This window comes from Actinomycetota bacterium (assembly GCA_005888325.1).
In the GTDB taxonomy this organism is placed as follows: domain Bacteria; phylum Actinomycetota; class Acidimicrobiia; order Acidimicrobiales; family AC-14; genus AC-14.
In genome coordinates, this window is record VAWU01000032.1 from 93,762 (window position 1) to 117,953 (window position 24,192).

The 24,192-nt window shown below is 72.2% G+C and carries 21 protein-coding genes; 9 read left to right on the top strand and 12 right to left on the bottom strand.

Translation table 11 applies throughout. From position 1 onward, the window contains the following. Positions 1-21: 21 nt before the first annotated feature. From E6G06_13275 to E6G06_13295, 5 genes are all read left to right on the top strand, one after another. The gene (locus tag E6G06_13275; protein ID TML90172.1) at positions 22-621 is read left to right on the top strand and encodes a VOC family protein; all 600 of its coding nucleotides are present in this window, start codon (positions 22-24) and stop codon (positions 619-621) included. Further along, complete coding sequence (locus tag E6G06_13280; protein ID TML90173.1) at positions 618-2,195, top strand: methylmalonyl-CoA carboxyltransferase; 1,578 nt, start codon at positions 618-620, stop codon at positions 2,193-2,195. The genes E6G06_13275 and E6G06_13280 overlap by 4 nt, the downstream gene beginning before the upstream one ends. A 14-nt stretch (positions 2,196-2,209) precedes the next feature. After that, the gene (locus tag E6G06_13285) at positions 2,210-3,049 is read left to right on the top strand and encodes an enoyl-CoA hydratase (protein TML90221.1); all 840 of its coding nucleotides are present in this window, start codon (positions 2,210-2,212) and stop codon (positions 3,047-3,049) included. 114 nt (positions 3,050-3,163) lie between these two features. Then, on the top strand, positions 3,164-3,466 hold the full coding sequence (locus E6G06_13290; GenBank protein ID TML90174.1) for a hypothetical protein: 303 nt from the start codon (positions 3,164-3,166) through the stop codon (positions 3,464-3,466). Continuing rightward, positions 3,408-3,812, top strand: a complete 405-nt coding sequence (locus E6G06_13295) for a lysophospholipase (GenBank protein ID TML90175.1) — start codon at positions 3,408-3,410, stop codon at positions 3,810-3,812. Before E6G06_13290 ends, E6G06_13295 begins: the two co-directional genes overlap by 59 nt. Here E6G06_13295 and E6G06_13300 read toward each other — a convergent pair. The 3 genes from E6G06_13300 to E6G06_13310 all read right to left on the bottom strand — a co-directional run bounded on the left by E6G06_13300 (position 3,795) and on the right by E6G06_13310 (position 6,928). Next, positions 3,795-4,214: a TIGR03668 family PPOX class F420-dependent oxidoreductase gene (locus tag E6G06_13300; protein TML90176.1), complete on the bottom strand. Its 420-nt coding sequence runs from the start codon at positions 4,212-4,214 to the stop codon at positions 3,795-3,797. The two genes, E6G06_13295 and E6G06_13300, sit on opposite strands and share 18 nt — an antisense overlap. A gap of 169 nt (positions 4,215-4,383) precedes the next feature. Next, positions 4,384-5,370, bottom strand: a complete 987-nt coding sequence (gene bioB, locus E6G06_13305; GenBank protein TML90222.1) for a biotin synthase BioB — start codon at positions 5,368-5,370, stop codon at positions 4,384-4,386. Between the two features lie 139 nt (positions 5,371-5,509). Continuing rightward, positions 5,510-6,928, bottom strand: coding sequence for an aldehyde dehydrogenase family protein (locus E6G06_13310; protein TML90177.1), 1,419 nt, complete (start codon positions 6,926-6,928; stop codon positions 5,510-5,512). On the opposite strand from E6G06_13310, the gene E6G06_13315 reads away from it, so the two are divergent. Next, positions 6,927-9,371, top strand: coding sequence for a hypothetical protein (locus tag E6G06_13315; protein ID TML90178.1), 2,445 nt, complete (start codon positions 6,927-6,929; stop codon positions 9,369-9,371). The genes E6G06_13310 and E6G06_13315 overlap by 2 nt on opposite strands. Before the next feature lie 7 nt (positions 9,372-9,378). Here E6G06_13315 and E6G06_13320 read toward each other — a convergent pair whose 3' ends face one another. The 4 genes from E6G06_13320 to E6G06_13335 form a co-directional block, all read right to left on the bottom strand. Beyond that, positions 9,379-10,623 carry a M15 family metallopeptidase gene (locus E6G06_13320; GenBank protein ID TML90179.1) on the bottom strand — a complete coding sequence of 415 codons (1,245 nt, stop codon included), beginning with the start codon at positions 10,621-10,623 and terminating at the stop codon, positions 9,379-9,381. Positions 10,624-10,704: 81 nt separating this feature from the next. Continuing rightward, complete coding sequence (locus E6G06_13325; GenBank protein TML90180.1) at positions 10,705-12,570, bottom strand: zf-HC2 domain-containing protein; 1,866 nt, start codon at positions 12,568-12,570, stop codon at positions 10,705-10,707. Continuing rightward, a complete protein-coding gene (locus E6G06_13330) occupies positions 12,560-13,726 on the bottom strand; it encodes a sigma-70 family RNA polymerase sigma factor (protein ID TML90181.1) in 1,167 nt (388 codons plus the stop codon). The genes E6G06_13325 and E6G06_13330 overlap by 11 nt, the downstream gene beginning before the upstream one ends. Then, positions 13,635-14,462, bottom strand: a complete 828-nt coding sequence (locus tag E6G06_13335; GenBank protein ID TML90182.1) for a crotonase — start codon at positions 14,460-14,462, stop codon at positions 13,635-13,637. The genes E6G06_13330 and E6G06_13335 overlap by 92 nt, the downstream gene beginning before the upstream one ends. A gap of 65 nt (positions 14,463-14,527) precedes the next feature. On the opposite strand from E6G06_13335, the gene E6G06_13340 reads away from it, so the two are divergent. After that, the gene (locus tag E6G06_13340) at positions 14,528-15,187 is read left to right on the top strand and encodes an NUDIX domain-containing protein (protein ID TML90223.1); all 660 of its coding nucleotides are present in this window, start codon (positions 14,528-14,530) and stop codon (positions 15,185-15,187) included. Between the two features lie 19 nt (positions 15,188-15,206). Here E6G06_13340 and E6G06_13345 read toward each other — a convergent pair whose 3' ends face one another. After that, positions 15,207-17,759: a hypothetical protein gene (locus E6G06_13345; protein TML90183.1), complete on the bottom strand. Its 2,553-nt coding sequence runs from the start codon at positions 17,757-17,759 to the stop codon at positions 15,207-15,209. Between the two features lie 55 nt (positions 17,760-17,814). Between E6G06_13345 and E6G06_13350 the strand changes: the two genes are divergently transcribed. After that, on the top strand, positions 17,815-18,987 hold the full coding sequence (locus E6G06_13350; protein ID TML90184.1) for an amidohydrolase: 1,173 nt from the start codon (positions 17,815-17,817) through the stop codon (positions 18,985-18,987). Between the two features lie 7 nt (positions 18,988-18,994). Here E6G06_13350 and E6G06_13355 read toward each other — a convergent pair whose 3' ends face one another. Further along, on the bottom strand, positions 18,995-20,308 hold the full coding sequence (locus tag E6G06_13355; protein ID TML90185.1) for a DUF3089 domain-containing protein: 1,314 nt from the start codon (positions 20,306-20,308) through the stop codon (positions 18,995-18,997). Here E6G06_13355 and E6G06_13360 point away from each other — a divergent pair. Then, positions 20,256-21,182, top strand: coding sequence for a catalase family peroxidase (locus E6G06_13360; GenBank protein ID TML90186.1), 927 nt, complete (start codon positions 20,256-20,258; stop codon positions 21,180-21,182). The two genes, E6G06_13355 and E6G06_13360, sit on opposite strands and share 53 nt — an antisense overlap. A gap of 19 nt (positions 21,183-21,201) precedes the next feature. On the opposite strand, the gene E6G06_13365 is transcribed toward E6G06_13360, so the two are convergent. From E6G06_13365 to E6G06_13375, 3 genes are read right to left on the bottom strand one after another with little or no spacing between them, the layout of a single operon-like run. Continuing rightward, positions 21,202-22,377: an aminotransferase class V-fold PLP-dependent enzyme gene (locus E6G06_13365; GenBank protein ID TML90187.1), complete on the bottom strand. Its 1,176-nt coding sequence runs from the start codon at positions 22,375-22,377 to the stop codon at positions 21,202-21,204. Positions 22,378-22,419: 42 nt separating this feature from the next. Continuing rightward, on the bottom strand, positions 22,420-23,190 hold the full coding sequence (locus E6G06_13370) for a hypothetical protein (GenBank protein TML90188.1): 771 nt from the start codon (positions 23,188-23,190) through the stop codon (positions 22,420-22,422). Continuing rightward, positions 23,187-24,122: an ABC transporter ATP-binding protein gene (locus E6G06_13375; GenBank protein TML90189.1), complete on the bottom strand. Its 936-nt coding sequence runs from the start codon at positions 24,120-24,122 to the stop codon at positions 23,187-23,189. Before E6G06_13375 ends, E6G06_13370 begins: the two co-directional genes overlap by 4 nt. Positions 24,123-24,192: the final 70 nt, after the last annotated feature.

Here is a 24,192-nt window from a genome sequence, read left to right on the forward strand (position 1 = left end):
TCGGCCGGCGCTGAGGGCGGCATCAGGCTCGACGGGCTCGTCTTCTCCGACGAGCCCGAGCGGTGGGAGCAGGTGGGCTTCACCGTCGACGCCGCAGGCAACTGCCTGATCGGCGACGTGCGCCTCGTGGTCGAGGGGGGTCACCAGGGCCTGTGCGCGTGGTCGCTCGACGGTGTCGACTCCGGGGGCAGCATCGACGGTCTCGCCAGCCACCGGGCCGTCGGCGCGCCGCACGCGGCGGGAGCCGTCGGGCGCGCTCACCCGAACGGCGTGGTGGCGATCGACCACGTCGTGGTGACGTCACCCGACCCGGCCCGCACGGTCGATGCCCTGCAGGCCGTCGGCCTCGAGCCACGTCGAACGCGCGACCACGGCACCATGCGCCAGGTCTTCTTCCGACTGGGCCCCGTGATCCTGGAGCTCGTCGGCCCCCCTGCGCCGGACGGCGACGGCCCCGCCCGCTTCTGGGGAATCGCGTTCACGGTGACCGACCTCGACGCCACCGCCCGCTACCTCGGCGACCGGCTCGGCACCGTCAAGGACGCGGTGCAGCCCGGTCGCCGCATCGCGTCGCTGCGCAAGGAGGCAGGCCTCGCCTTGCCGATCGCGTTCATGTCATGAGCGAGCCGCGCGAGGACCGGCAGGACGCAGACGGATGGGAGCCCGAGGTCGAGGAGCTGCGCCGGCGCGAGGCGATGGCGCGCGAGATGGGCGGGGCCGAGAAGGTGGCGCGTCAGCACGACGCGGGTCGCCTCACCGTGCGCGAGCGCATCGACGCGCTGCTCGACGCGGGCTCGTTCCACGAGGTCGGCGCGCTGGCCGGGCGCGCCACCTACGAGGGCGCCGAGCTCACGGAGTTCCGACCCGCCAACTTCGTGATGGGGAGGGGACGCATCGACGGGCGGGCGGTCGTCGTCGGCGGCGACGACTTCACCGTGCGGGGCGGCGCCGCCGACGCGTCGATCTTCGCCAAGCAGGTGCACGCCGAACGCATGGCCCACGATCTGCGCCTGCCGCTCGTGCGCCTGGTCGACGGCACGGGCGGCGGGGGCTCGGTGAAGTCGCTCGACACCCTGGGCCGCACCTACGTCCCCTACAACCCGGGCTGGGAATGGGTCGTCGACAACCTCGGCACCGTGCCGGTCGTCGCGCTCGCGCTCGGTCCCGTCGCGGGGCTCGGCGCGGCGCGCGTCGTCACCAGCCACTACTCGGTGATGGTGCGCGGCGTCGCGCAGGTGTTCGTGGCCGGGCCGCCCGTGGTGGCCCGCCTGGGCGAGACCGTCGACAAGGAGGGACTCGGCGGCAGTCAGATCCACGTCCGCAACGGCGTGGTCGACGACGCGGTCAACGACGAGCACGAGGCGTTCGCCCGCGTGCGCCGCTTCCTCTCCTATCTGCCCGCGTCGGTGCACGGGCTGCCGCCGCGCGCCGTGTGCGACGACGACCCCGACCGTCGCGACGAATGGCTCGTCGACGCCATTCCCCGCGACCGGCGCAAGCCATACAAGGTCCGGCCGATCATCGACGCACTCGTGGACCGCGGCTCGTTCCTCGAGCTCGGGCGCGAGTTCGGCCGTCCCGCGGTCACCGGGCTCGCCCGCCTGTCGGGTTGGCCGGTGGCCGTGCTCGCCGGCGACCCCTACCACTACGGCGCGGGCTGGACCGCCGACGCGGCGCAGAAGGTGACGCGGTTCGTCGACCTGGCCGACACCTTCCACCTGCCGGTCGTACACCTCGTCGACCAGCCCGGGTTCGTGATCGGCGCCGCGGCCGAGCGCGCCGCCACCATCCGCCATGGCGCGCGCACGCTGGCCGCGATCTACCAGGCGCGGGTGCCGTGGTGCGCGGTGATCCTGCGCAAGGTCTACGGCGTGGCGGGCGCCGCCCATCAGAACGCGGCCCGGCTGTCGTACCGCTACGCGTGGCCGTCGGGCGACTGGGGCTCGTTGCCTCTCGAGGGCGGGATCGAGGCCGCGTTCAAGGCCCAGCTCGAGCAGGCCGACGACCCGGATGCGCTGAAGGCCGAGATCGAGGCGCGCATGAACCTCGTGCGCTCGCCGTTCCGCACCGCCGAGTCGTTCATGGTCGAGGAGATCATCGATCCCCGCGTCACACGTCCGCTGTTGTGCGACTTCGCCGAGCTGGCGGCTCCCCTCCGCGAGCCCGGGCCCGTCGTCAGGATGATGCGACCGTGACGCCCGACGAGGCCGTGACACAGCCGCGAGGGAGCGACCCGTTGCTCGTCAACCGGGCGGACGGAATCGCGGTCGTGACCCTCAACCGACCCGAAGCGCGCAACGCGCTCAACGTCGAGCTCTTGCGTGCCCTTCCAGCGACCATCGCCGAGCTCAACGCCGACGACGACGTGGCCGTCGTCATCCTCACCGGTGCCGACCCCGCGTTCTGCGCGGGTCTCGACCTGAAGCAGCTGGGGTCCACCGGCGACAACTTGTCGGGGGGCGGACAGGGCGTGGCGGCGACACCCTTCCCCGCCGACATGGTCAAGCCGGTGATCGGTGCCGTCAACGGGCCGACGGTCACCGGCGGCCTGGAGCTGGCGTTGCACAGCGACTTCCTCATCGCGAGTGAACGCGCCCGCTTCGGCGACACCCACGCCCGGGTCGGTGTCGTGCCGGGATGGGGCCTGTCGGTGCTGCTGCCGCAGGCGGTGGGCGTGCGCCGGGCGAAGGAGATGAGCCTCACCGGGCGTTTCCTCACCGCTCAGGAGGCGCTCGAGTGCGGGCTCGTGAACCACGTGGTGCCCCACCACGAGCTCCTGCCCACGGCACGCGCGCTCGCGGCCGACATCGTCGGCGCGGAGCAGGACGCGGCACGCGCGCTCCTCGCCGAGTACAAGCAGACATCTGCCACCACCGTCACCGAGGGTCTCGAGATCGAGGGCCGGCTCTTCCGCGAGTGGTCGCGTCGCAAGTTCGACCCTGACGCGGTGGAACGGCGGCGGCAGGCGATCGTCGAGCGCGGTCGGTCGCAGTCCGCCACCGGTGGCACACGCCGGCCGGCCGAGCCCACGCGTGACCCGGCCCCGTGACTTTTCGCCTACCGTCGACGTGATGCAGTGGATCGGTGAGCCGAAGATCGAGATGGGAGTCATCGAGCGGCGGTTCGACGTGGACGTCGACGGCCGCATCGTGCCCGGGCTCGTGTGGACGCCGGAGGCCGCGACCGGCCCGCGCCCGCTCGTCCTGATCGGCCACGGCGGGTCGCTGCACAAACGGGTGGCGTACGTCGTCCATCTCGCCCGCCACATGGTGCGCCATCACGGATACGCGGCAGCGGCCATCGACGGCCCCAACCACGGCGACCGGCGGCCCGACGGCGGCCGCGACCCGATGCTGGTGTTCAGCGAGTTCCCCACCGAATGGTCGCGGCCGGCGAGCACCGACGAGATGGTCGCCGATTGGCGGGCCACGCTCGACGCGTTGCGCAAGTGCAGCGACGTCGGTGACGGCACGGTGGGCTACTGGGGGCTCTCGATGGGCTCGATCTACGGTCTTCCGTTCGTCGCCGCCGAGCCTCGCATCCAGGTGGCGGTGCTCGGGCTGCTCGGGCTGGTCGGACCCACGCGTGCCCGGCTGGAAGCCGATGCCCGCACGCTGACCTGTCCCGTGCTGTTCCTCCAGCAGTGGGACGACGAGCTCTTCAAACGGCAGCCCGTGCTCGACCTGTTCGACGTCATCGCGTCACCCGACAAGCGCCTCCACGTGCAGCCCGGCGCGCACGCCGCCGTCCCCCCGGAGGAGTTCCAGCACTCGGTTGACTTCCTCGTGAAGCACCTAGGTTCCTGTTCCTGATCCGCTGCCCGACCACCACTGCGTCGACTCCATCCTCACCCGTATGAACGGCCCACGCGGCGGGCGGTCGCGGTACTGCGGGTACTTCGCGGTCAGAGCGTCACGGCCCCGCTCGTCGTCGTCGAGCACGAGCGCCCGCCCGCGCACCATCACCCACCACAGACGGGTCCAGTCGTCGTCGTAGTGGTCCACGAGCACCGTGACGTCGGGATGGACGGCGATGTCGTCGAGGCGCCGGAGCCGAGTGGTGCTCTTGGGCTTGTGGTCCACGGCGGAGTGCAGCGTCTGGCCCGCGACGGCGAAGCAGAACGGCACCACGTGGGGACGCCCGTCGGACCCGACGGTCGCCAGGTGCCCGACGGGGGCGGCGGCCAGTCGCCGGTGGGCCTCAGCCCGGTCCATGGGCGACCTCGCCGTGGTCGCGGCAGCGGGCCGAGTAGGAGGCGGGCCTGACCTGTACGGCGAGGCGCCGCCCGCACGCGTCGCAGAACCGGGGCGGATCGAGCCGGCGCCGGCACCGTCCGTCGCACTCGGGTGACGGCCGCCCGCACCCGCTACAGAACACAGCCCCTCAGAGCACCTTCGACAGGACACCCACGGGCATGCGCAGGTCTTCGAGCATCCGCAGGTCCTCGTCGGGCGCGCGCCCGAGGGTCGTGAGGTAGTTGCCGACGATCAGCGCGTTGATCCCCGACGTCATGCCCATGGCCTGGAGATCGCGCAGCGTCACCTCGCGCCCCCCGGCGTAGCGCAGGATGACGTCGGGAAGGGCGAGCCGGAAGAGAGCGATCCACCGGATCGCCTCGAGCGGCTCGACCAGCGTGCGCTCGCCCAACGGCGTGCCCGGCCGCGGGTTGAGGAAGTTCAGCGGCACCTCGGCGGGCTCGACGTCGCGGAGCTGACCCAACAGCTCGAGGCGTTGGGCATCGGACTCGCCCATGCCGAGCAGCACGCCGCAGCACAGCTCCATGCCGACGTCGCGCACCAACCGGCACGTCTCGAAGCGCTCCTGCCAGGTGTGGGTCGTGCAGATGGACCCGAAGAACGATCGGGCCGTCTCGAGGTTGTGGTTGTAGCGGTGGACACCTGCAGTTGCGAGCGCTACCGCCTGTTCACGGGTGAGTATCCCCGCGCTCACGGCCACGTTGAGCCCGGTGCGGTCGCGCACCACGGGCACGGCATCGAGCAACTGGCGCATCACCCGCGCGTCGGGACCGCGTATCGCGAGCACGATGCAGAACTCGGACGCGCCCAGACGCGCGGTCTCCTCGGCCGCGCGCGTCAGCTCGTCGGGGTCGAGGAACGGAGTGGCCTTCACCGGCGACTCGAAGCGCGCCGACTGGCTGCAGAAGTGACAGTCCTCCGGGCAGCCACCGGTCTTGGCCGACAGGATGCCCTCCACCTCGACCTCGGGCCCGCACCATGCCAACCGCACCTCGTGGGCCAGCGCCGCCAGCGCAGGCACCGACTCGGGCGGGAGCGCCGCCAGCGCGACCAGCTCGTCGGGCTCGAGCTGTCGGCGCAGGTCGATCAGGGCGTCAGCGGCCGTGGACAGCAGGGCGCGGGCGTTCACGGCCGCGGACCCTACCGTCCCACCCGAACCGGGCGCCTCGGTAGGCACTCGGGCCTCTGCTTCGTGTCGTAGAAAGCCGTACTCAGGACGGCTGACTACGACAAGAAGGCCGGGCGGGCGCCCGTCAGAGCTGCAGCGACTTGGTCTCGAGGAACTCCTCGAGCCCGTAGCGCCCGAGCTCGCGGCCGAGGCCCGACTGCTTGAAGCCCCCGAACGGAGCCATGAAGTTGAACCCGCCGCCGTTGATGTCGACCTGGCCGGTGCGCAGGCGACGGGCGATCGCCTTGGCCCGCTCGGGGTCGCCCGACCACACGGCGCCGGCCAGCCCGTACACCGTGTCGTTGGCGATGCGGACCGCATCGTCGTCGTCGTCGTACAGGAGGATCGAGAGCACGGGACCGAAGATCTCCTCCTGGGCGATCGTCATGTCGCTGCGCACGTCGGCGAACACGGTCGGGCGCACGTAGTAGCCGGTGTCGAGCCCCTCCGGGGCGTCGACGCCGCCGGTCAACATCTTCGCCCCCTCGTCGATGCCTTTGCGGATGTAGCCGCGGACCCGGTCGCGCTGCGTGTCGGACACGAGCGGGCCCAGCCTGGCCGTGTCGCCGAAGGGGTCTCCCGGTGTGAGGCTCTCAGCCGCCCTTACCGCGATCTGGGCGGCTTCATCCTGCTTCACGCGCGGCACGAGCATGCGGGTCCATGCGGTGCAGGTCTGACCCGAGTTGAGGAACGCGTTGTTCACTCCCGCAGTGACCGCCTGCTCGAGGTCCGCGTCGTCGAGGATGACGTTGGCCGACTTGCCCCCGAGCTCGAGCGCCACCCGCTTGATGGTCTGCGCCGCGAGCTCCGCGACGCGCTTGCCGGCACGCGTGGACCCGGTGAACGACACCATGTCGACGTCGGGGTGCGAGGCGATGGCCTCGCCCACCACCGGACCGCGACCCGACACGAGGTTGAAGACGCCCGCCGGCAGCCCGACCTCGTCTGCGATCTCGGCCAGGATGAAGGCGTTGAGGGGCGCCACCTCGCTCGGCTTCAGCACCACCGTGCAGCCCGCGGCGAGCGCGGGTGCGACCTTGGCGACGATCTGGTGCAGCGGGTAGTTCCAGGGTGTGATGCAGCCGACCACGCCGACCGGCTCGCGCACGACCACCGAGTTGTTGACCTGCTCCTCGAACGGGAACTCCTCGAGGATCTGCGCGTAGGAGCCCATCACCGCCGTAGGCAGGCCCGCCTGGATCAGCTGCGACAGCCGCATCGGCATCCCCACCTCGCCGGCGATGGTGGTCGCGATGTCGGCCATGCGCGCTCCCAGCCCCTCGGAGAGCCGCTGCAGCAACTTGCCGCGCTCCTCCTTCGCGGTCTGTGACCACGCGGGGAAAGCGTTGCGGGCCGCGACGACGGCCCGATCGACGTCCGCGGGGATGCCTTCGGGAACGCGGCCCATGACCTCCTCGGTGGAGGCGTTGATGACGTCGATGCTGGCTTTACCGGCCGACTCGACCCAAGCGCCGTCGATGTAGAGCTTCTCGTAGGTCTGCATGGGCCCATTGTCTCCCACACGGGGAACCATCGCAGGCCCCGGAACGTCTACCCGTGCGAGAATGCCTCGCCCGAGGGGCACTGCGACCGCGGTCGCCACAACAGAAAAGGGGGGGAGCCGCATGTCCGGCTCGAGCTTCCGTCGTCTTCCGTGCGTCATCGCCGTGGCGATGCTCACCCTCGTGCTGGGCGCCGCTCCGGCCTCCGCCACCCTCGCCCCGTGGGGCGGACAGCTGAGCTTCCACCCGTCGCTTCCCGCGGCACCGCCGCCGAAGGTGACCGCGAGCCCGGCGACGAACCTCCTCGACCGCCAGCTCACACGGGTGCGCGCCGCCGGCTTCAACCCGGGCTCGAACGTGGTCGTGCAGGAGTGCAAGGTGAAGGTGCCACCGACGAGCGACCCCGCGTTCTGCGACCGCGGCACGTCACAGTTCACGCGCGCCGACTTCACCGGCGCCGTCGACGCGAGCATCCCCGTCCACCGTGTGGTCAGGGTGGCCAACGGCCGTGCCGACTGCGTCACTACGCCCAACGGGTGCGAGGCGCGGGTGATGGCGACGGCGTACTACGGCGATCCCGTCCCGGGTGGCGAGTCGGGTGCCGCGTCGATCGCCTTCGACCCCTCGGTCGCGCCGCCGCCACCCCCCTCGCTCGCCGTCGACCCCACGACCGGCCTGGCCGACGGCCAGGTCGTGCACGTCACGGGCGCAGGCTTCACTCCGGGCGCCGAGGTGGCGGTCCTCCAATGCCGTGGGGAGGTGGCCAAGACCCGGAGCCCCAACGACTGCGACTTCAACACGCTGCGCTTCGTACCCGCCGGCGCCACCGGCGCGTTCGCCACCGACCTGACCGTGCACGCGAGGCTGAGCACGGGCACGGGTACCGTCGACTGTGTGACCGCGACGCTGAAGTGCGTCGTGAACGCCGCAGCCATCAACGACTTCAACGAGTCGGCCGCCGTCTCCGTGTCCTTCACGGGCACGGCGCCTCCCCCGCCCCCGCCGGCCACGGTGGCGGTCGCGCCGAGCACCGGCTTGGTCGACCGCCAGTTCGTGCAGGTGACGGGCTCGGGGTTCCCCGCCGACAACAGCGTGGAGATCGTCGAGTGCAAGGCCAAGAACCCGCCGTCGGACGACTTTGCGCTGTGCGACTTCTCCGCCTCCACCTACTCGTACGCGGACGGCACGGGTCACACCAGCGCGGCCCTCACCGTCAAGCGCGTGATCACGATCAAGCAGGTGCGCGTCGACTGCGCGCTCGCCGCGAGCGGGTGCGAGGTGCGGGCCATCCCGTACGCGGGTACGCCGGCCCGGGCGCCGATCGCGTTCGACCCGTCACAACCACCACCGCCGGCCCCGACCGTCGTCGCGCTTCCCAACCAGGCGCTGGTGGACCGCCAGCAGATCGACGTCGACGGTGCGCACTTCACTCCAAACACGCAGGTCGGCGTCATCGAGTGCCGCGGTGACGCCGTCAGCCCGACCGGAGCGGGCTGCGACTTCTCGACGCTCCGCTACGCGCCGACCGACGGCTCGGGCGCGTTCGCGACGGCGCTCAGCGTACGCCGCGTGCTTCATACGTCGACGGGCCGGTACGACTGCGCGCTCGAGGCCAAGGGCTGCACCGCCGGCGCCGGGACGCTCTCGAACTACGGGGAGAACGCGTCCGCGCCGCTGACGTTCGACCCGGCCGTTCCTGCCCAGCGGTCGACGCTGGCCGCGACGCCCGGCACCGGGTTGGTCGACCGTCAGCTCGTGCGCGTCACGGGCACCAAGTGGACACCGCTGACGACGCTGTTCGTCCAACAGTGCAAGGTCAAGGACCCGCCGACGCGCGATCCCCGCTATTGCGACCCGTCGACCACGACCCTCACGCAGGCCGACATCGGTGGGGGCATCAACGTCACGACGGAGGCCCACCGGACGATCTTCACCGTCAATGGCCGCGTCGACTGCGCGACCACGGCGAACGGCTGTCAGCTGCGTGCGACCACCGGCTACCCCTACGGTGGGTCGAGCACGGGCGACACCGCCGTCGCCAACCTCGCGTTCGACTCATCCGTGGCGCCACCGGGGCCGCCGGGGGTCCGGGTGGAGCCCGGGCAGCTCGCCGACCACCAACTGGCCTTCGTGCTGGGGTCGAATCTCCCACCGGGCGCGTACCTCGAGGTCGAGGAATGCCGCTCCGGCTTCGACGGCAGATGGTGCGACGAGAGCACCGCGCAGTTCGTCCGGACCGACATCGCCGGGGGCTTCGGTATCGCGGTCGGTGTGAAGCGGACGCTGGCGACGGAGTCCGGCGCGGTCGACTGTCTCCAGGGCTTCGGTTGCGAGATGCGCGCGTCCCTGCAGAGCACCGCCTTTCCCGGTGGCGGCACCGTCATCCTGCCCGGTCCGGGCTGGTCGTGGCTCCCATCGGGAACCGCGCTCCCGCCGCCCGGCTAGTGCCGGGCTACCCGCTCGGGGGCAACCGGAGGAACTCGAAGTGGGCGGGGTCGGGCACGAGCCAGTGCCCTCCCCAGGTGAAGCCCCATCGCGTCATCACGTCGACGAGGCGGGGGTCCTGCGCCGAGACGATCTGAGTGGGGTTCTTCGCATAGTTGAGGTCGACCGCCGCGCCCCACGCGTGCCGCGACAGGTCGCCGCCCTCGACGATCCGCACCGGGTTCCAACATCCCTCGAAGGAGGCCACCACGAACGCGAGGTGGCGCCGCTCGAGCTCGCGCATCGCTCCGTCGAGCGCCGGGAGCAGGTCCTTGTGACAGCGCAGCCGGCCGAGGATCGGATCGTCGCGGCTGACGAGGTTGGCCCGCTCCCAATCAGGGTCGATCACGATCGTCTTCCCCTCTCCCGGGCGGAAGGCGAATTCGCCGAAGCGCGCTTTGAGGAAGACCTGCGCGAGCACCGCGTCGCCTTGCCGGAAGAACGGCGTCTCGCCCGGGCCCCGGAAGCGAACGGGCAGCGCGGCCTCCACGGTGCCCCGGATCGCGACCTCGATGTGCGTGCGGTCGCCGTCGTAGGCCACGAGGAGGTAGCGGGGAGTGGGGAGCTCCGTCGACGCGCCCGTCCGCGTGAACGCCACCTCGGCGGCGCCGATCACCGAGTCGTCCACGATGCCCGCCACCGTCACCCGTCGCCCTCCGGCGAGCTCGAGGGTGGCGCCGGCGTGGACGCGTCGCAGCCGCGCCGAGGTGGTGCCGAGCAGGACCTCGTCGGCGCGCAGGTGCTCGAACACCGGACGCACCGTCGCCGGCACGAACGGGGCGAACGTGGCGGGGTCGAACGCCATGCCGTCGAGGGGGATCACGAAACCGGGTCGGGGCTGGTCGACGATGCCGCCGCCGGCATCCCACGAGCGCGTCATCGAGACGAGCCCACCGTTGACGCTGGTCACTCGCTCGACACCGGCCAGCGGGGCGACGCGCGCAGCCATCGTGTCGGGCAGGCGCGTCGGCGTCCACACGAGCAGCACCCGGTCGCGCGGCTCGGGCACCGGCGCGGCGTGGGTCGGGCCGACCGGCACCGGCGACACCGGGCGCAACGACGACGACGGGGCGCGCTGCGCCCGTTGGGCGGAGGCCATGCACGCCGCACCGAGCGCGACGCCGGCGACGCCGGCGATCGCCCTCCACGTCCACCTCCGGAAGCGCCCGCTCCCGTGAGCTGCGCTCCTCGCTGCGCTGCGATGCTCGCTCATCGGTTCACCGTCCTCGTTCCTCGGACGCTGCACCGATCTGCCACATGGGACCTGCGCTCCTCGCTTCGCTGCGGTGCTCGGTCATGGGCCGCGCAGATGGTCGGAGACGCCGAGCAGCTCGTCGAGCGCCAGGGTGGTGCTGCGCAGGCTGATGACCATGCCCGCCTCCACCCACTCGAGCTCTCCGGTCGACGGCTGGTAGCGCCCGACCGTGTCGCGCACCTCGACACCGCGCACGTCGGGGTCGAGCGGCGGCACGAGGGTGTCTCCCGGCGCCTCGGTCAGACGGAACCCGCGGGCGCCGGCGCCGGCGTAGTCGAGCGTGACCACCCGGTCGTCGATGCGCAGACCCGGCGCGCGGAAGCCGTCCAGGCCCGACACCACGAGCAGCCCGGGCAGCACGGCCGTCGCGTCGGTGACCGTGCCCGTGCCCGCCGCGGCCCACGCGCCGGAGACGGGCAGTCCGTGCACGCCCAGCGACGCGGCCACGGCGCGAAGGTCGGTCTCGTCGACGCTTCCTTCCACCACCACGTCGATGCCCTGGCCGTGTAGCGCGACGCGATCACCTCGCTCACCCAGGTACGCCACGCCGGCCTCGCCGAGTTGCACCGGGCGCACGACGTCGCCCAGGTCGTCGAAGAGCGCACCGTCGGTCGACGCACGCGTGGCACGCACCTTCACCCACGACCGCCCGTCGGTCCACGTGCGCACGCCGACGGCGGTCGCGCCCGGTGGCGTGACGATGCCCGACCGGTAAGCGCGCATCCCGGCGGGCACGTGGGAGGGGACGGGCACGATGGTCGCGGGAACCGATCGCGCGACGAAGCCCGCGTCGCGCGTGGGCGCGTCGTTCGGCGCGGAGGGAAAGCTGTTCGGTGGCAGCCGGCGGTTCACCGAGACCCCGGACAACGACACCTTCAGCAGCACGCGGCCGGGCGGGTCGCGGTACCCGCGCTCGGCCGCCCAACGGCGGCGCACGGCATCGGTGGTCGGCCGCACGACGAGCTCGAGCGGCACGAGGTGGTCCTTGTCGAGCCACACCTCCACGTCGTCGCCGGGGTAGAGCTCGCGCCAGTTGCCGACCGACCGCAGCCCGCTGAGGATCGGTGTCACCTCGGCGACCGTCGTGCGCAAGCCGATCGCCGACCGCCCCGCCACCGTGCCCGTCTGCAGTCGGGTCGTGCCCGTCGGCACGCTGAAGCTGCGCGCCGGCAGGACCACGTCGAGCGGCGCCGGGCTGTCCTCCGCGAACGGCTCCCGTCGGGTGAGGGCACGCAGGCGCGGCTGGTTGAGCGAGCACCCCGGCTGGAGCTGCACCGGGCAAGCGCCCGGCCCGTGCGACCACCACCGTCCCTCGGTGATGACGAGGTCGGTGTCGTTGGCGCGCCAGCGCGACGACGGGTAGCGGGTCTCGTCGGTCATCCGCAGACCGACCGACTCGGGCGCCCGGTAGCGCAGGGTCCCCCGGAACGTGCGCGTCGCTACGTCGGGGTGCCAGCCGCGCTCGACGATACGAACGTCGGCGGCGAGCGTCTCCAGGGTGCGTTGGGCCTCCAGCACACGCGCGCCGAGGTCGGCGGCGACCACCTCTGCGGGACGGTTCACCGCCACGATGCCGGCGCCGATCAGGGCACCGGCGACGAAGGTCGCAACCAACGGGACCGGCACGAGCCGCCACGCCATTCGCCGGCGAGACCGACGCGGCCGGTGGGGTCGGCGGGGCGTGTCGGTCGTGGTGGAGATCGCATGCAGCACGCGCGGGGCGACGTCGGGCATCTCCCCGACGACCTCGACACGCAGCTGGCGGCGCACGTCTCGCCATACCCGTTCCTGCGCCGCACACCCGGGGCACCCCGCCACATGAGCGCGCAGCGCGGCGGTTTCGTCGTCGGTCAACGACTCGTCGAGCGCGACGGAGAGCTGGAGACGGACGCGTTCACATCTCATCTGCCCGCTCCCCGACCGCCAGCCACGCGGCCATGCGTTGACGAGCCTGTGCGACCCTGCTCTTGACGGTCCCCTCGGGGACGCCGAGCACCTGCGCCACCTCGCGGTAGCGAAGGCCGAGCACCTCCACGAGCAGCAGCGACTCGCGCAACCTCACGCTGAGACAGCTGAGCGCGGCGACGATGTCGGCCCCGCTGTCCGCGCCCGCCACCACGCTCGGCGGCGGCACGAGGCGGGCCAGACGCTCCTGACGGGCCCGGGCCCGGAGCGCATCGACTCCCGCGTTGCGGGCGACCTGGAACACCCACGTCGAGAAGCGCGACCGGTACCGGAAGGTCTGCAACCGCTGGAACACCCGCAGGAACGTCTCCTGGGTGACGTCCTCGGCCAACGCGGCGTCGCCCAGCAGGTGCCGCAGGAAGCGCCAGACCTGGGCCTGATAGGCGCGGACCAGCTCCTCGAACGCGACCGGGTCTCCGTCCGCGGCAGCGCGGACGGTGCCCGGATCGGGCTCGTGCACCCGGCTGCTCCTCCCTGTCGGCGGGTTCGACGGACCCGCTCCGTGTGAGCATCGTGGCCAAACGCGTCTCTGTCCACCGGGATGCGACGACGCGCGCGACGCGAAAGTTCGACTCTGCAGGCGAGGTCGGGTACGTTGCGTGTGAGCGCGAACGCGAAAGCGACGCGATCGAAGGGCGGGGGGAACGTCGGGTGGCCACGAAGCGATCGACTCAGGCCGGAGTGACGGCCACGGACGGTCGGTGACGTCACCCGCATGAGGATCCTTGCGTTCATCCTCGCCTGGACCGCGATCTCCGTACCGATCGGCGTGCTCGTCGGGCGCGCGCTGACCGGGCGGCGGCCGGCCGGCTGAGGGTCCGGCCGCGCGACGACCCAGGGCGCGACAATGCCGGTTGGACGGGGGAAGGCGGCTCGCCAACCCCTCCGGGCCAACGCCCTTTGGCCGGTTGACCTTTCCCCGTCCGTCATCCCCTTCGACAGAAACACCCGTCGGGTGGAACCAAAGTTTGCGCTCGCCCCCTACGGGCCCGGCGGCGCGCGCCTCAGTCCAAGCCCTGAGGCCAGTCGCCCGGCACCCGCTGCCGCCAGTGCGGCGGGCGTCGCTCCACGAACGCCGACGCGCCCTCGCGCGCATCACCCGCGCCCATGACGTAGCGGTGGAACTCGGTCTCCATCCGGCCCACCGCGTCGCGATCCGCATCCGACCACAGCAGCCGCTTGCTCAGCGCGACCGACAGCGGAGCGGTGTGCACCGCGATGTCGTTTGCCATCGCCAGCGCGGCCGGGAGGACATCGGGCGCGCGAAGCGCCCGGGACGCGATCCCGAGATCGACCGCCTCGCGTCCTGAGAACGTCCGGCCGGTGAGGAGCAGCTCGGTGGCGCGCGCGAACCCGATGGCCCTCGGCACCGTCCAGTGGGCATGCATGTCGGGGAGCACACCTCTCCGCACGTGAAGGAACCCGAGGGTGGCGTCCTCGGCCACGACGCGGATGTCGCATTGCATGGCGATGGTGAGGCCGATGCCGACGGCGTGACCGTTCACCGCGGCGATCACCGGCTTGCGCACCTCCCACGCCGCGGGCCGGACCGGCGAGGCGGTGAAGCCCTCACCCGGCGCGGCGAAGGTGTCGCCGGCGCCGCCGAGATCGGCGCCCGCGCAGAAGGCGCGCCCCGCACCCGTGACGACGACTGCGCGGACGCCGTCGTCGCCGTCGCACGCCGCGTAGGCGCGTCCGAGCGCGGCGCCCATGCGACCGGTGAAGGCGTTGAGCCGGTCGGGACGGTCGAGCGTGAGCACCGCGACCTCACCCACGCGCTCGACTCGCACCTCATCGGCGGGTCCCTGGGCGTCGGAGCCGTGCCCGCTCATGCGGGAGGTCATAGCCTCGCCCCGTGGCGGACACAACATCCTCGAACCCGCCCGGCCCGTCGCCGATCCCCGCAGCCACGGTGATCGTCGCCCGCGACGGTGACGGTGGCCTCGAGACGCTGTTGATCCGTCGCAACACCGCGCTCGAGTTCGCCGGCGGGATGTGGGTGTTTCCGGGCGGGCGCATCGACCCGGGCGACTACCTGGCGGAAGCGCCGCACGACGAGGCGACCGCCGCCCGCCGCGCCGCGGTGCGTGAGGCGGCCGAGGAGGCGGGCCTCGTGCTCGACGAGGCCGATCTGGTGCCGTTCTCGCACTGGACCGCGCCGCCGATCTCGCCGAAGCGGTTCGCCACGTGGTTCTTCCTCGCCCCGTGCCCCGCCGTCACGCCGGTGATCACGATCGACGGCGGCGAGATCCACGACCACACGTGGATGCGGCCGGCCGACGCCATCGCCCGTCGCGAGGCCGGTGAGATCGACCTCGCCCCGCCGACGTGGATCACGCTCCACCGCATGGCCCGCTCGCCCGGTCTGTCGGCCGCGTTGCTCGACGCCCGCAGCCACGAGCCGGAGCGCTTCGAGACCCGTTTCTCACGCGTCGACGACGGCGTGGTCGCGGTCTACGAAGGTGACGTCGCGTACGACGGGGGCCCGCTCCACGGACCGGGGCCGCGGCACCGGCTCTGGATGGTCGCGTCGGGCTGGCGCTACGAGCGCGACTGACGCTTTCGGGTTTCAGCCCTCAGTCCAACAGCACGCTGCGCAGGCGGTGGGGCTCGACGGTGAGACGGATGCGGTCGCCCTCGAGCGCGACCTCACCGTCGTCCGCCGGGCCTTCGTCGAGGCGCACCGGCCGGACGGCCGACACCGCGAAGCCGAGGTCGACCACCGCTTCGACCACCTCGTCGGTCGGGTTGAGCACCCGCAGCACGATGCCGTCGCCGCGCTCTGCCGGTTTGAGCGCGGACAAGACAATCGCACCCGGCGACAGCGTCAGCAACGACCGGCCCGCAGCCAGCAACGGGCCGGCCGGCCCCGCCGGGACGGCGCGCAGCCCGAGCTCGACCGCGCGTGCGAGCGAGGGATCCGGCGCCGGCACCAGCGCCAGCGCCGCGTGCACGGGGCCGAGGCACTGGGCCCCGGGCGCGGGCAGGCCCGGGCCCGCGGGAACCGGCCGGGTGGTGAGGTCCATGCGCGCCAACCAGCCCAGGCCCCGCACGAGCGTGAGCGCGATCGTGCCGTCGGGCGACACCTCGGCCTCGTAGAGACCGGGCGCCACGACCACGAGGCCGTTGGCCGCCACCCAGCCCTGCTGGGGGAACGTCGTCGGCGCGGGATGGACCCACGCGCTGTCGTCGGGTGGCAACGACTCGCGCGTCGTCACGTCGAACGTGGTGGCGGCGGTGAAGCGCGCGACCGGCCGCCCCGTCGGGAACAGCAGGCGTAGGCGATGGTCACGCGCGGTGTTGTCGACGCGCAGGCGCAGGTCGACGCGCTCCACGCCGGCCATCACCCGGGCCTCGGTGACGATCGTGAGCCCGACCGTCTCGCTCGATCGAGCCGCCCGCGACTCGTCGAGGCGCGCGGGAACGTCGAAGACCCGCGTAACGACAAGATGCTCGATGCCCGCCGGGTGGCGGTACCGGTCGACCCGCGTCGAGGCCAGCGCGGCGCCGGGGTCACCGCCGACGGGGTCGAAGTCGTAGGTGTCGCCCCGGTCGCCGCGATCCTCGACGGCCGTGAGACCGGTGAAGCGCGCATCCCCGAGCCGAACGTCGAGCGTGCCGTCGTCGGCCGCGCTCACCTCCACGCCGCCCCACCCGATGTCGCGGCCACCGTCGTGCTCGTCCGGAGCGGCGGGGCCGGGCGCCAGCCGGTACCGACGCCACCCGAAGGCGGGGATGTCACGCGCCACGAACTCGACGTCGACCGCGGGGCTCTCGGTCAGCATCCGCACCCGGTGCGGGCTGTCCGTCACGACCATCCGGGCGGGCGCGCCGTCGACGACGAAGCCGTGGTGCGCCGACGACGCGAGCGCGAACGGGTGCACGTCGAGACCGGCCTGGGTTACCTGGTAGAGCGGGAAGCCGTCGAGCTCGAACCTCACCACGTCGGTGCGCACGCGGGGTGAGGGGTTGAAGACGGCGATGTCGAGCTCGCTGGTCCACGGCACCCGGCGCTCGGCGCCGAGACCGGCCAGGCGCTCGAGCACGCGCGCGGTCGTCTCGCCGGCGAGCTCGTGGGCTTCGTAATAGCGCGCCTCCATCTGCTCGTGCACGCGGTCCTGTGAGCAACCGCAGATCGAGTCGTGTGCCTGGTTCTGCAGCAACGCCCGCCACGCGCGCCGGAGCGCGGGCCGTTCGTCGGGACAACCCAGCCGCCTGCCTATTGCAGCCCACGGCTCCGCCCATCCCTCGAGCCCGGCCTCCGCGTCGCGGTTCCGCCGCTTCAACCCGAGTCGCGCCGACCAGGTGCCGGGCAGGAGGTTGGCGACCCGCGCACCCACCAGCTCACCGGTGAACGTCGGAGCGGGCCCGTCCGGCGCGACGACGTCGAGATCGTCGAGCAGGCCGCGGCGCACCGTCCACCCCGTCGCCGTCGCGAGCGCGCGTGCGACGTCGCCGGTCGTCGTGTCGGGTGGCGAGTGGTCCATGCCGTTCATCAGCACCACCGGCCCGTGACCGTCAGGAGCCAGGCGCGAGGCGAGCCGCGTGAGCCGGGCCACCGCGGCGTCGGTGTCCTGCGGAAGTGACGACGCCGCGAAGTACCCCTCGGCCAGATGGTGCGCGACGACCGCGGTCCCGTCGGGCGCGACCCAGCGGTACACGGGCCCGAGCGCGTCGATCTCGGCGCCGTTGCCGCGCCAGTAGACGAACGGGCCCAGCCCGAACCCGGCGAACAGCTGCGGGAGCTGGGCGGGATGGCCGAACGAGTCGGGCGTGTACGCGACCCGGGAGGCCGCTCCGATCGTCGCCGCCACCCTCCGGCCCTCGAGCAGGTTGCGCACGTGCGCCTCACCCGACGGCAGGAGCGAGTCGGGCTGCACGTACCACGGCCCGACGGCGAGCCGCCCCGCCCGACACGCGGCCTCGAGCTCGGCGCGCCTACCGGGACGGACGTCGAGGTAGTCCTCGACGATCACCGACTGGCCGTCCAGCAGGAACCGCCAGCCGGGGTCGGCCGCCAGGAGGTCGAGCACCCGGTCGACGGTGTCGACCAGCCGGGCGCGGAACGCCTGGAACGTGCGGTACCACTCTCGGTCCCAGTGCGTGTGCGAAACCAGCAGACAGTCCATGGCCGTGATCCTCGCACCCGCCCCGGCCGCGCCCGGCCCGTGGTAGACGGGAGGGGTGAGCGACCGTGCATTCGACGCCGACAACCACTACTACGAGGCACTCGACGCGTTCACCCGTCACCTCGACCCTAAACTCGGGCCTCGCATCATCCAGTGGGCAGACGTGGGGGGCCGCAAGTACCACGTGATCGGCGGACGCGTGAGCCGCGCCGTCGTCAACCCCACGTTCGACCCGGTGGCCAAGGCGGGCGCGCTGGCCGAGTACTTCCGGGGCAACGCGTCGGGAAGGCGGCCGCAGGAGTACCTCGCCGTCCGCGAGCCCATTCGTCCCGAGTACCGAGACCGCGACGCGCGGCTGCGGGTGATGGACGACCAGGGTGTCGACCGCATCTGGCTGTTCCCCACGCTCGGGATGATCTACGAGGAGCTGCTGGCCCACGATCCCGAGGGCGTCGCGATCATGTACCGCGCCTTCAACCGCTGGTTGTCGGAGGACTGGGGCTGCAACTACCGCGATCGCATCTTCGCCGCGCCGTACATCTCGCTCGCCGACATCGACGCCGCCGTCGGAGAGCTCGAACGGGCGCTGGCCGACGACGCCCGGGTGGTCTGCATGAGGCCTGCGGCGCCGACCACCGCACGCGGGCAGCTCCCGCCGGCGCACCCCGCCTTCGATCCATTCTGGGCGCGCGTCGACGAAGCCGGCATCACCGTCGTGGTCCACGCGGGCGACAGCGGCTACCCCTCCAACGGCTACGCGCCCGATGGATTCGCGGCCACCTTCGAGGGCGCCAACCGGCCGTCGGTCAAGATGCTGAACATGGAGCGGGCGATCTACGACTTCCTCGCTTCTCTTGTGTTCGACGGGCTGTTCGCGCGCTTCCCCAACGTCCGCATCGCGTCGGTGGAGAACGGGTCGGAGTTCCTGCGCGATCTGTTCCGCAAGCTGCGCTCCGCGTCCCGCAAGCTGCCCGGGTTCTTCGCCGAGGACCCCGTCGAGACGTTCCGGCGTCACATCTGGGTGAATCCGTTCTGGGAGGACGACGTCAACGAGGTCGTCGAGCTCATGGGCGCGGACCGGGTGATCTTCGGCTCGGACTGGCCCCACATCGAGGGCATGGCGCAGCCCCTCGACTACGCGGTCGAGTTGAAGGCGTTCGACGACGCGACGCAGCGCCTCATCCTGCGGGACAACGCGCTCGAGCTCAACGAGCGGCGTCCGGCCTGACTGCGCGTCAGTGCGCCGCCCGCCAGGCCTTCGCCTGGCGGCCCACCAGATCGATCAGGTTGCCGAGCGCGACGTTGACGTCGACGAGGTGCATCCCCCATTGCGCGGTGAGGTCGCCGCCGATGTCGTCGACGCGAGGGCCGGGATCGGGATGCACGGTCAGCTGCAGGTATGAGAACGGGCCTGCGTCGACGCAGGCCGACGACACGAGGCCGGGCAGGGCGACGAATGGCGTGGAGATCGCAGGCGGGTTGGCGACGCCCGCGGCGAACACGCGGAACACCCGGCCGATGAGCTGGGCGGTGTCTCTCGCGTCGAAGTACGACACCAACGGGCCGCTGCCGCCACCGAGGCTGGCCGGGTTGGTGCACAACGCCCGCTGGCCCGGCTCCCGCACGCGTCCGAAGAGCGAGTCGGCCGGGGGCGGCGACGTCGAGCGGAACGAGGAGTAGGTGATCACACAGCCGACGTTGGACGATGCGCGACACGCAGCAACGTGCTTGAACGAACCGCCAACGTCCTTCCCGGCGGGCACGCCGACCGCGCTGCCCAGCAGCAGGCCCGAGATCAAGCGGTCGCGCAGCTTCGGGTTGGGGTCAATCTCCTCGGCGATGAGGCGGCGCAGGTGGCCGGCGCCCTGCGAGTGCCCGATGAGCACGAACGGCCGTCCTCCGTTGAGGTGGCCGAGGTAGTAGCGGAAGGCGTCCAGCACGTCGGCGTACGCGATCCCGCTGTAATCGACGTTGGCGTTGGAGGGGGCCGTGAGCGTGCGCTGCCGGTAGAGCGGTGCGTAGATCCCGCACTCCTTGCCGAACCGGGCGGCCTGGGTGCGGACGGTGAAGGTCTCCTCCGTGTACTTGCCGTCGAACGCCGCGTTGCCTTCGGCACCGAGCCGGACGGTCGGGTACACGTAGAAGCAGTCGAATGCCGGCCGCTTGGCCGGGACGAACGGCTCCGGGGTGAGCGTGCCGTCGGCCGCCACCACCGTCGCGTCGAGGTCGCCGCCGCAGCGGTTTCGGACGAGGTCGGGGCGACAGAGCCAGTGCTCGACGGACGCGTAGACGTCGCTCTTGTACCCCGGGAAGAAGATCTCCGCTCCCCCGCGGCGAGATGCCGCACTCGTGGTCGGCCCGGCCGCGCCGCCGTTGCTGCTCGAGCACGCGGCGGCGAGCAGCAGGGTGCCCAGGACGACCGGGACGACGCGTCGCACGAGCACGATCGCAAACGGTAGCCGCCTGTCCCGGCCGAACAGCCTAGGCTCGCCGATCGTGGCCGATCTCAGCGATCGTCTCGTCGATGCTCTCCACACGATGTACGGCACCCACCCGGGTCACCGTGCCGCGCACGCCAAGGGGATGCTGTGCGCGGCAACGTTCACGGCGACGCCCGCGGCCGCCGAGCTCAGCCGGGCCGAGCACCTCCAGGGAGCTCGGTTGCGCGCCCACGTGCGCTTCTCCAACGGCAACGGCGACCCCGGCGTCCCCGACGGCACCCGCGACGGGCGCGGTGTCGCGGTCAAGGTCTACCTGCCCGCCGGGGGCACCACCGACATCGTCGGGCTCAGCCTGCCGACGTTCTTCGTGCGCACACCCGAGGACCTGCTGGCTTTCAACGAGGCGCGCCGGCCCGATCCGGCCACCGGCCAGCTCGACATGGAGAAGGTCGGCGCGTTCCTCGCCGCGCACCCCGAGACCGTGCCGGCCGTGACCGCGGCGATCACGGCCCCGATGCCGGAGAGCTACGCCCGCCTGACCTACCACGGCATCCACGCCTTCAAGTTCGTCGCCGCCGACGGGTCGTCCCGCCATGCGCGCTGGCACCTCGTTCCCGACGACGGCGACGCGTCGATCAGCGACGACGAGGCCGCGGCGCGCGATCCCGATTACCTGCAGCAGGAGCTGGCCGATCGCCTCGCGACGGCACCGGCCGGGTTTCATCTCGAGCTCGAGCTCGCCGAGGCAGACGACGCGGTCGACGATCCCACCGCCGTCTGGCCCGAGGGACGCACCCGCGTGCGCATCGCCCGGGTCGAGGTCACCGGCCTCGCCTTCGACCGCGAACGCGACGGCGACATCCTCGTGTTCGACCCGACGCGCGTCCCCGACGGCATCGAGCTCACCGCCGACCCCATCCTCCACGCCCGCTCGGGCGCGTACCGGGTGTCGGTGGCCCGGCGCACCGCCGCCCCGAGCTGAGCCGACCCTACGACCCGCGTCAGCGAGCGAGGCCCCGGACCCCGTCGCAGAGGGCGCCCAGCTCGTCGTCGGTGTTGTAGTAGTGCACTGAGGCCCGGACCAGGTCGCCCGGCGGGCCGTCGGGGCCGGCCAGCAGGGCGTGCTCGTGCCAGGCGACCCACGTGTTGATCGCCTGTTCCCGCAACCTCCGGCGCACCTCGACCGCCGGTAGCGACCCGACGGAGAAGGTCACGATGCCGCAGAGCCGCCGGCCACGATCGTGCACCGCCACGCCGGGGATGGTGGCGAGCTCGGTCCGGAGCCGGGCCGCGAGCCCGGACACCCGCGCCTCGATGGCCTCGATCCCGACTTCGAGCGCGTAGTCGACGGCCACACCGAGCCCGATCTTGGCCGCGTAGTTCGACTCCCAGCTCTCGAAGCGACGGGCGTCGTCGCGCAACTCGTAACGATCGGGTGCCGTCCAGCGCGCCGCGTGCACGTCGAGCAGCGGCGGCTCGAGTCGCTCGATGACCGAAGCCCGTGTATAGGAGAAACCCGTGCCGCGCGGCCCGCGCAGGAACTTGCGCCCCGGCGCGGCGAGGATGTCGCATCTCAGCTCGTCGACGTCGACCCGCAGCTGACCCACCGACTGGCACGCGTCGAGCAGGAACAGGGCGCCGGCATCGTGCGCGATCCGGCCCACCTCCGCCGCCGGGTTCACCAGTCCGTTGTTGGCGGGAACATGGGTGAGCGCTATCAGCTTCACGTCGTCGTCGACGCGCGTGCGAAGCGCATCCACGTCAATCTGACCGTGCTGATCGTCGTCGACGACCTCGATGCGCGCCCCGGTGCGGGCGGCCACCTGCAGGAGCGCGATGACGTTGCTCACGTATTCGCTGCGGCCGGTCAGCACCCGATCGCCCGGCCCCAGGCCGACCGCGTAGAGGGCCATGTCCCAGGCGCGGGTGGCGCTTTCGGCGACGGCGATCTCGTGCGGCTCCGCGCCGATGAGCCTCGCGAGCGCGTCATAGGTGTGCTCGACGCGCGACGCGGCCTCCTCGGCCGCCTCGTACCCGCCGATGCCGGCTTCCCGTTCGAGGTGCCCGATCATCGCCTCGAGCACGGGGCGGGGCGCGAGCGCCGCACCCGCGTTGTTGAGATGGACGACGCGGCCGCAGCCAGGGGTGTCCGCGCGGGCTCGCTCGACGTCGATCAAGGGCTGCCGCTCACCGGTCAACCGTAGGCGCGCCCGACGCGCTCAGTCGGACGAGCCGCTGAGCCGCAGGTGCCCCAGCCGCCATCCCGACAGCGTCAGGCAGACGAGCGTGATCACCACGAGCTGCGCCGCTGCTCCCCACCCTCGGGCCAGGCCGTCGCGCACGAGGTCGGAGGGGACGTCGGTGAGCCCGCCGAACACCGCGAACGCCAGCCAGCGCGGCGACAGTTGGGCGACGCTGACGAGCGCAGTGGCCACGAGGCTCTCGCCGAGGAGCACGACTCCGAGCGACCACACCGTCGCGCGCCGGGTGGCGCAGCCGAGGAGCACGAACACCGCCACATACGCGCAGGCACCAACGACCGTCGCCGCCGCCGCAGCCGCCGCCGCCTCGGGTACTCCGGCCACCACGGCCGCGAGGGCGAAGGCGGGGACGATCGTCACCCACGCGACGAGGGTGCCGGCGGCCCAACGGGCGACGGCGATCGTCCGGAACGGAACCGGTGACAGCCACGTGAAGGGCAGCGTGCCGGCGCGAACCTCGGCGCCCATGACCGCGTCACCGATGACGAGGCACGCGATGGGCAACAGCAAGCCGAACAGGCCGTGGTCCGCGACCCGGGCGAAGCCTTCGGACGCGGTGCCGTGGTCGGTCCGGGCGAGCAGGCCGAAGAGAATCGCCATGGCGCACGGCAGGAGCAGGCCCCAGCGGCGCTTCCGCGGAAAGCACGCACGCAGCGCGAACCCGGTGACCGCGATCGCGGGTCTGCGGGCACGGGAGCTGCGCGCCTCCGCTTCGCTCTGCTCACTCATCGCACGAGCTCCCGGAACAGGCTCTCGAGCGAGTCGTCGAGCGGCCGGACCTCGGTGAGGCGGATGCCCATCTCACGCGCGATGCGCGGCAGGGCGACGGCCACGTCGCGCGCCCGGTTGGTGGCGATCACCGCCTCGCCGTCACGCACCGACGCCCCGGCCACGCTGTCGAGGTCGAGCAGCGCGGCGGCCAGACGCCGGGCGCCGTCGGCCCGGATCAGGACCTGACGCGGTCGGTCATCCATCGCGTCACGGATGGCGCGATGGCTGCCGGCCGCCGCGAGGCGGCCCTGGATCACGACGATGACCCGGTCGGCCAGGCGCTCGACCTCGTGCAACACGTGACTGCTCACGATGACCGTGCGGCCCTCGGCGCCGAGGCGACGGAAGAGCTCGATGAGGTTCGCCCGCTGCACGGGATCCGCGCCGTTCAGCGGCTCGTCGAGCACCAGGACGTCGGGGTCGGTGACGAGCGCGGCGGCCACCTTCGTGCGCTGGCGCATGCCCTTGCTGAACTTCCCAACGGCACGATCGGCGACGTCGAGGAGACCGACCGTCGCGAGGGCGCGCTCGGGGGCTCCGCTGTCCGCGACCCGATGGAGGTCGGCGATGTAGTGCACGAGCTCGCGCGCGCTCACCGAGCCGGGTACCGCCTCGTCCTCGGAGACGAGGGCGATGCTGCGCTGCACGGCGCGATCGCGACGCGGGTCGCCACCCGCCACGCGCAGCCGCCCCGAGTTCACGGGCAGCAACCCGGTGATGGCGCGCATGAAGGTCGTCTTCCCGGCACCGTTGGGGCCGAGCAGGCCGGCCACACCCGGCCCGAAGGAGCACGACAGCTCGGTGAGCGCGACCTTCGGCCCGAACCACACCGACACCTCCGTCGCCTCGACGGTGGCGTCCGGCACGAACGCGGGATCCGCCGCGCTCATCGAGCTGCGCTCCTCGCTGCGCTGCGGTGCTCGCTCATCGGTTCACCGTCCTCGTTCCTCGCCCGGTGTA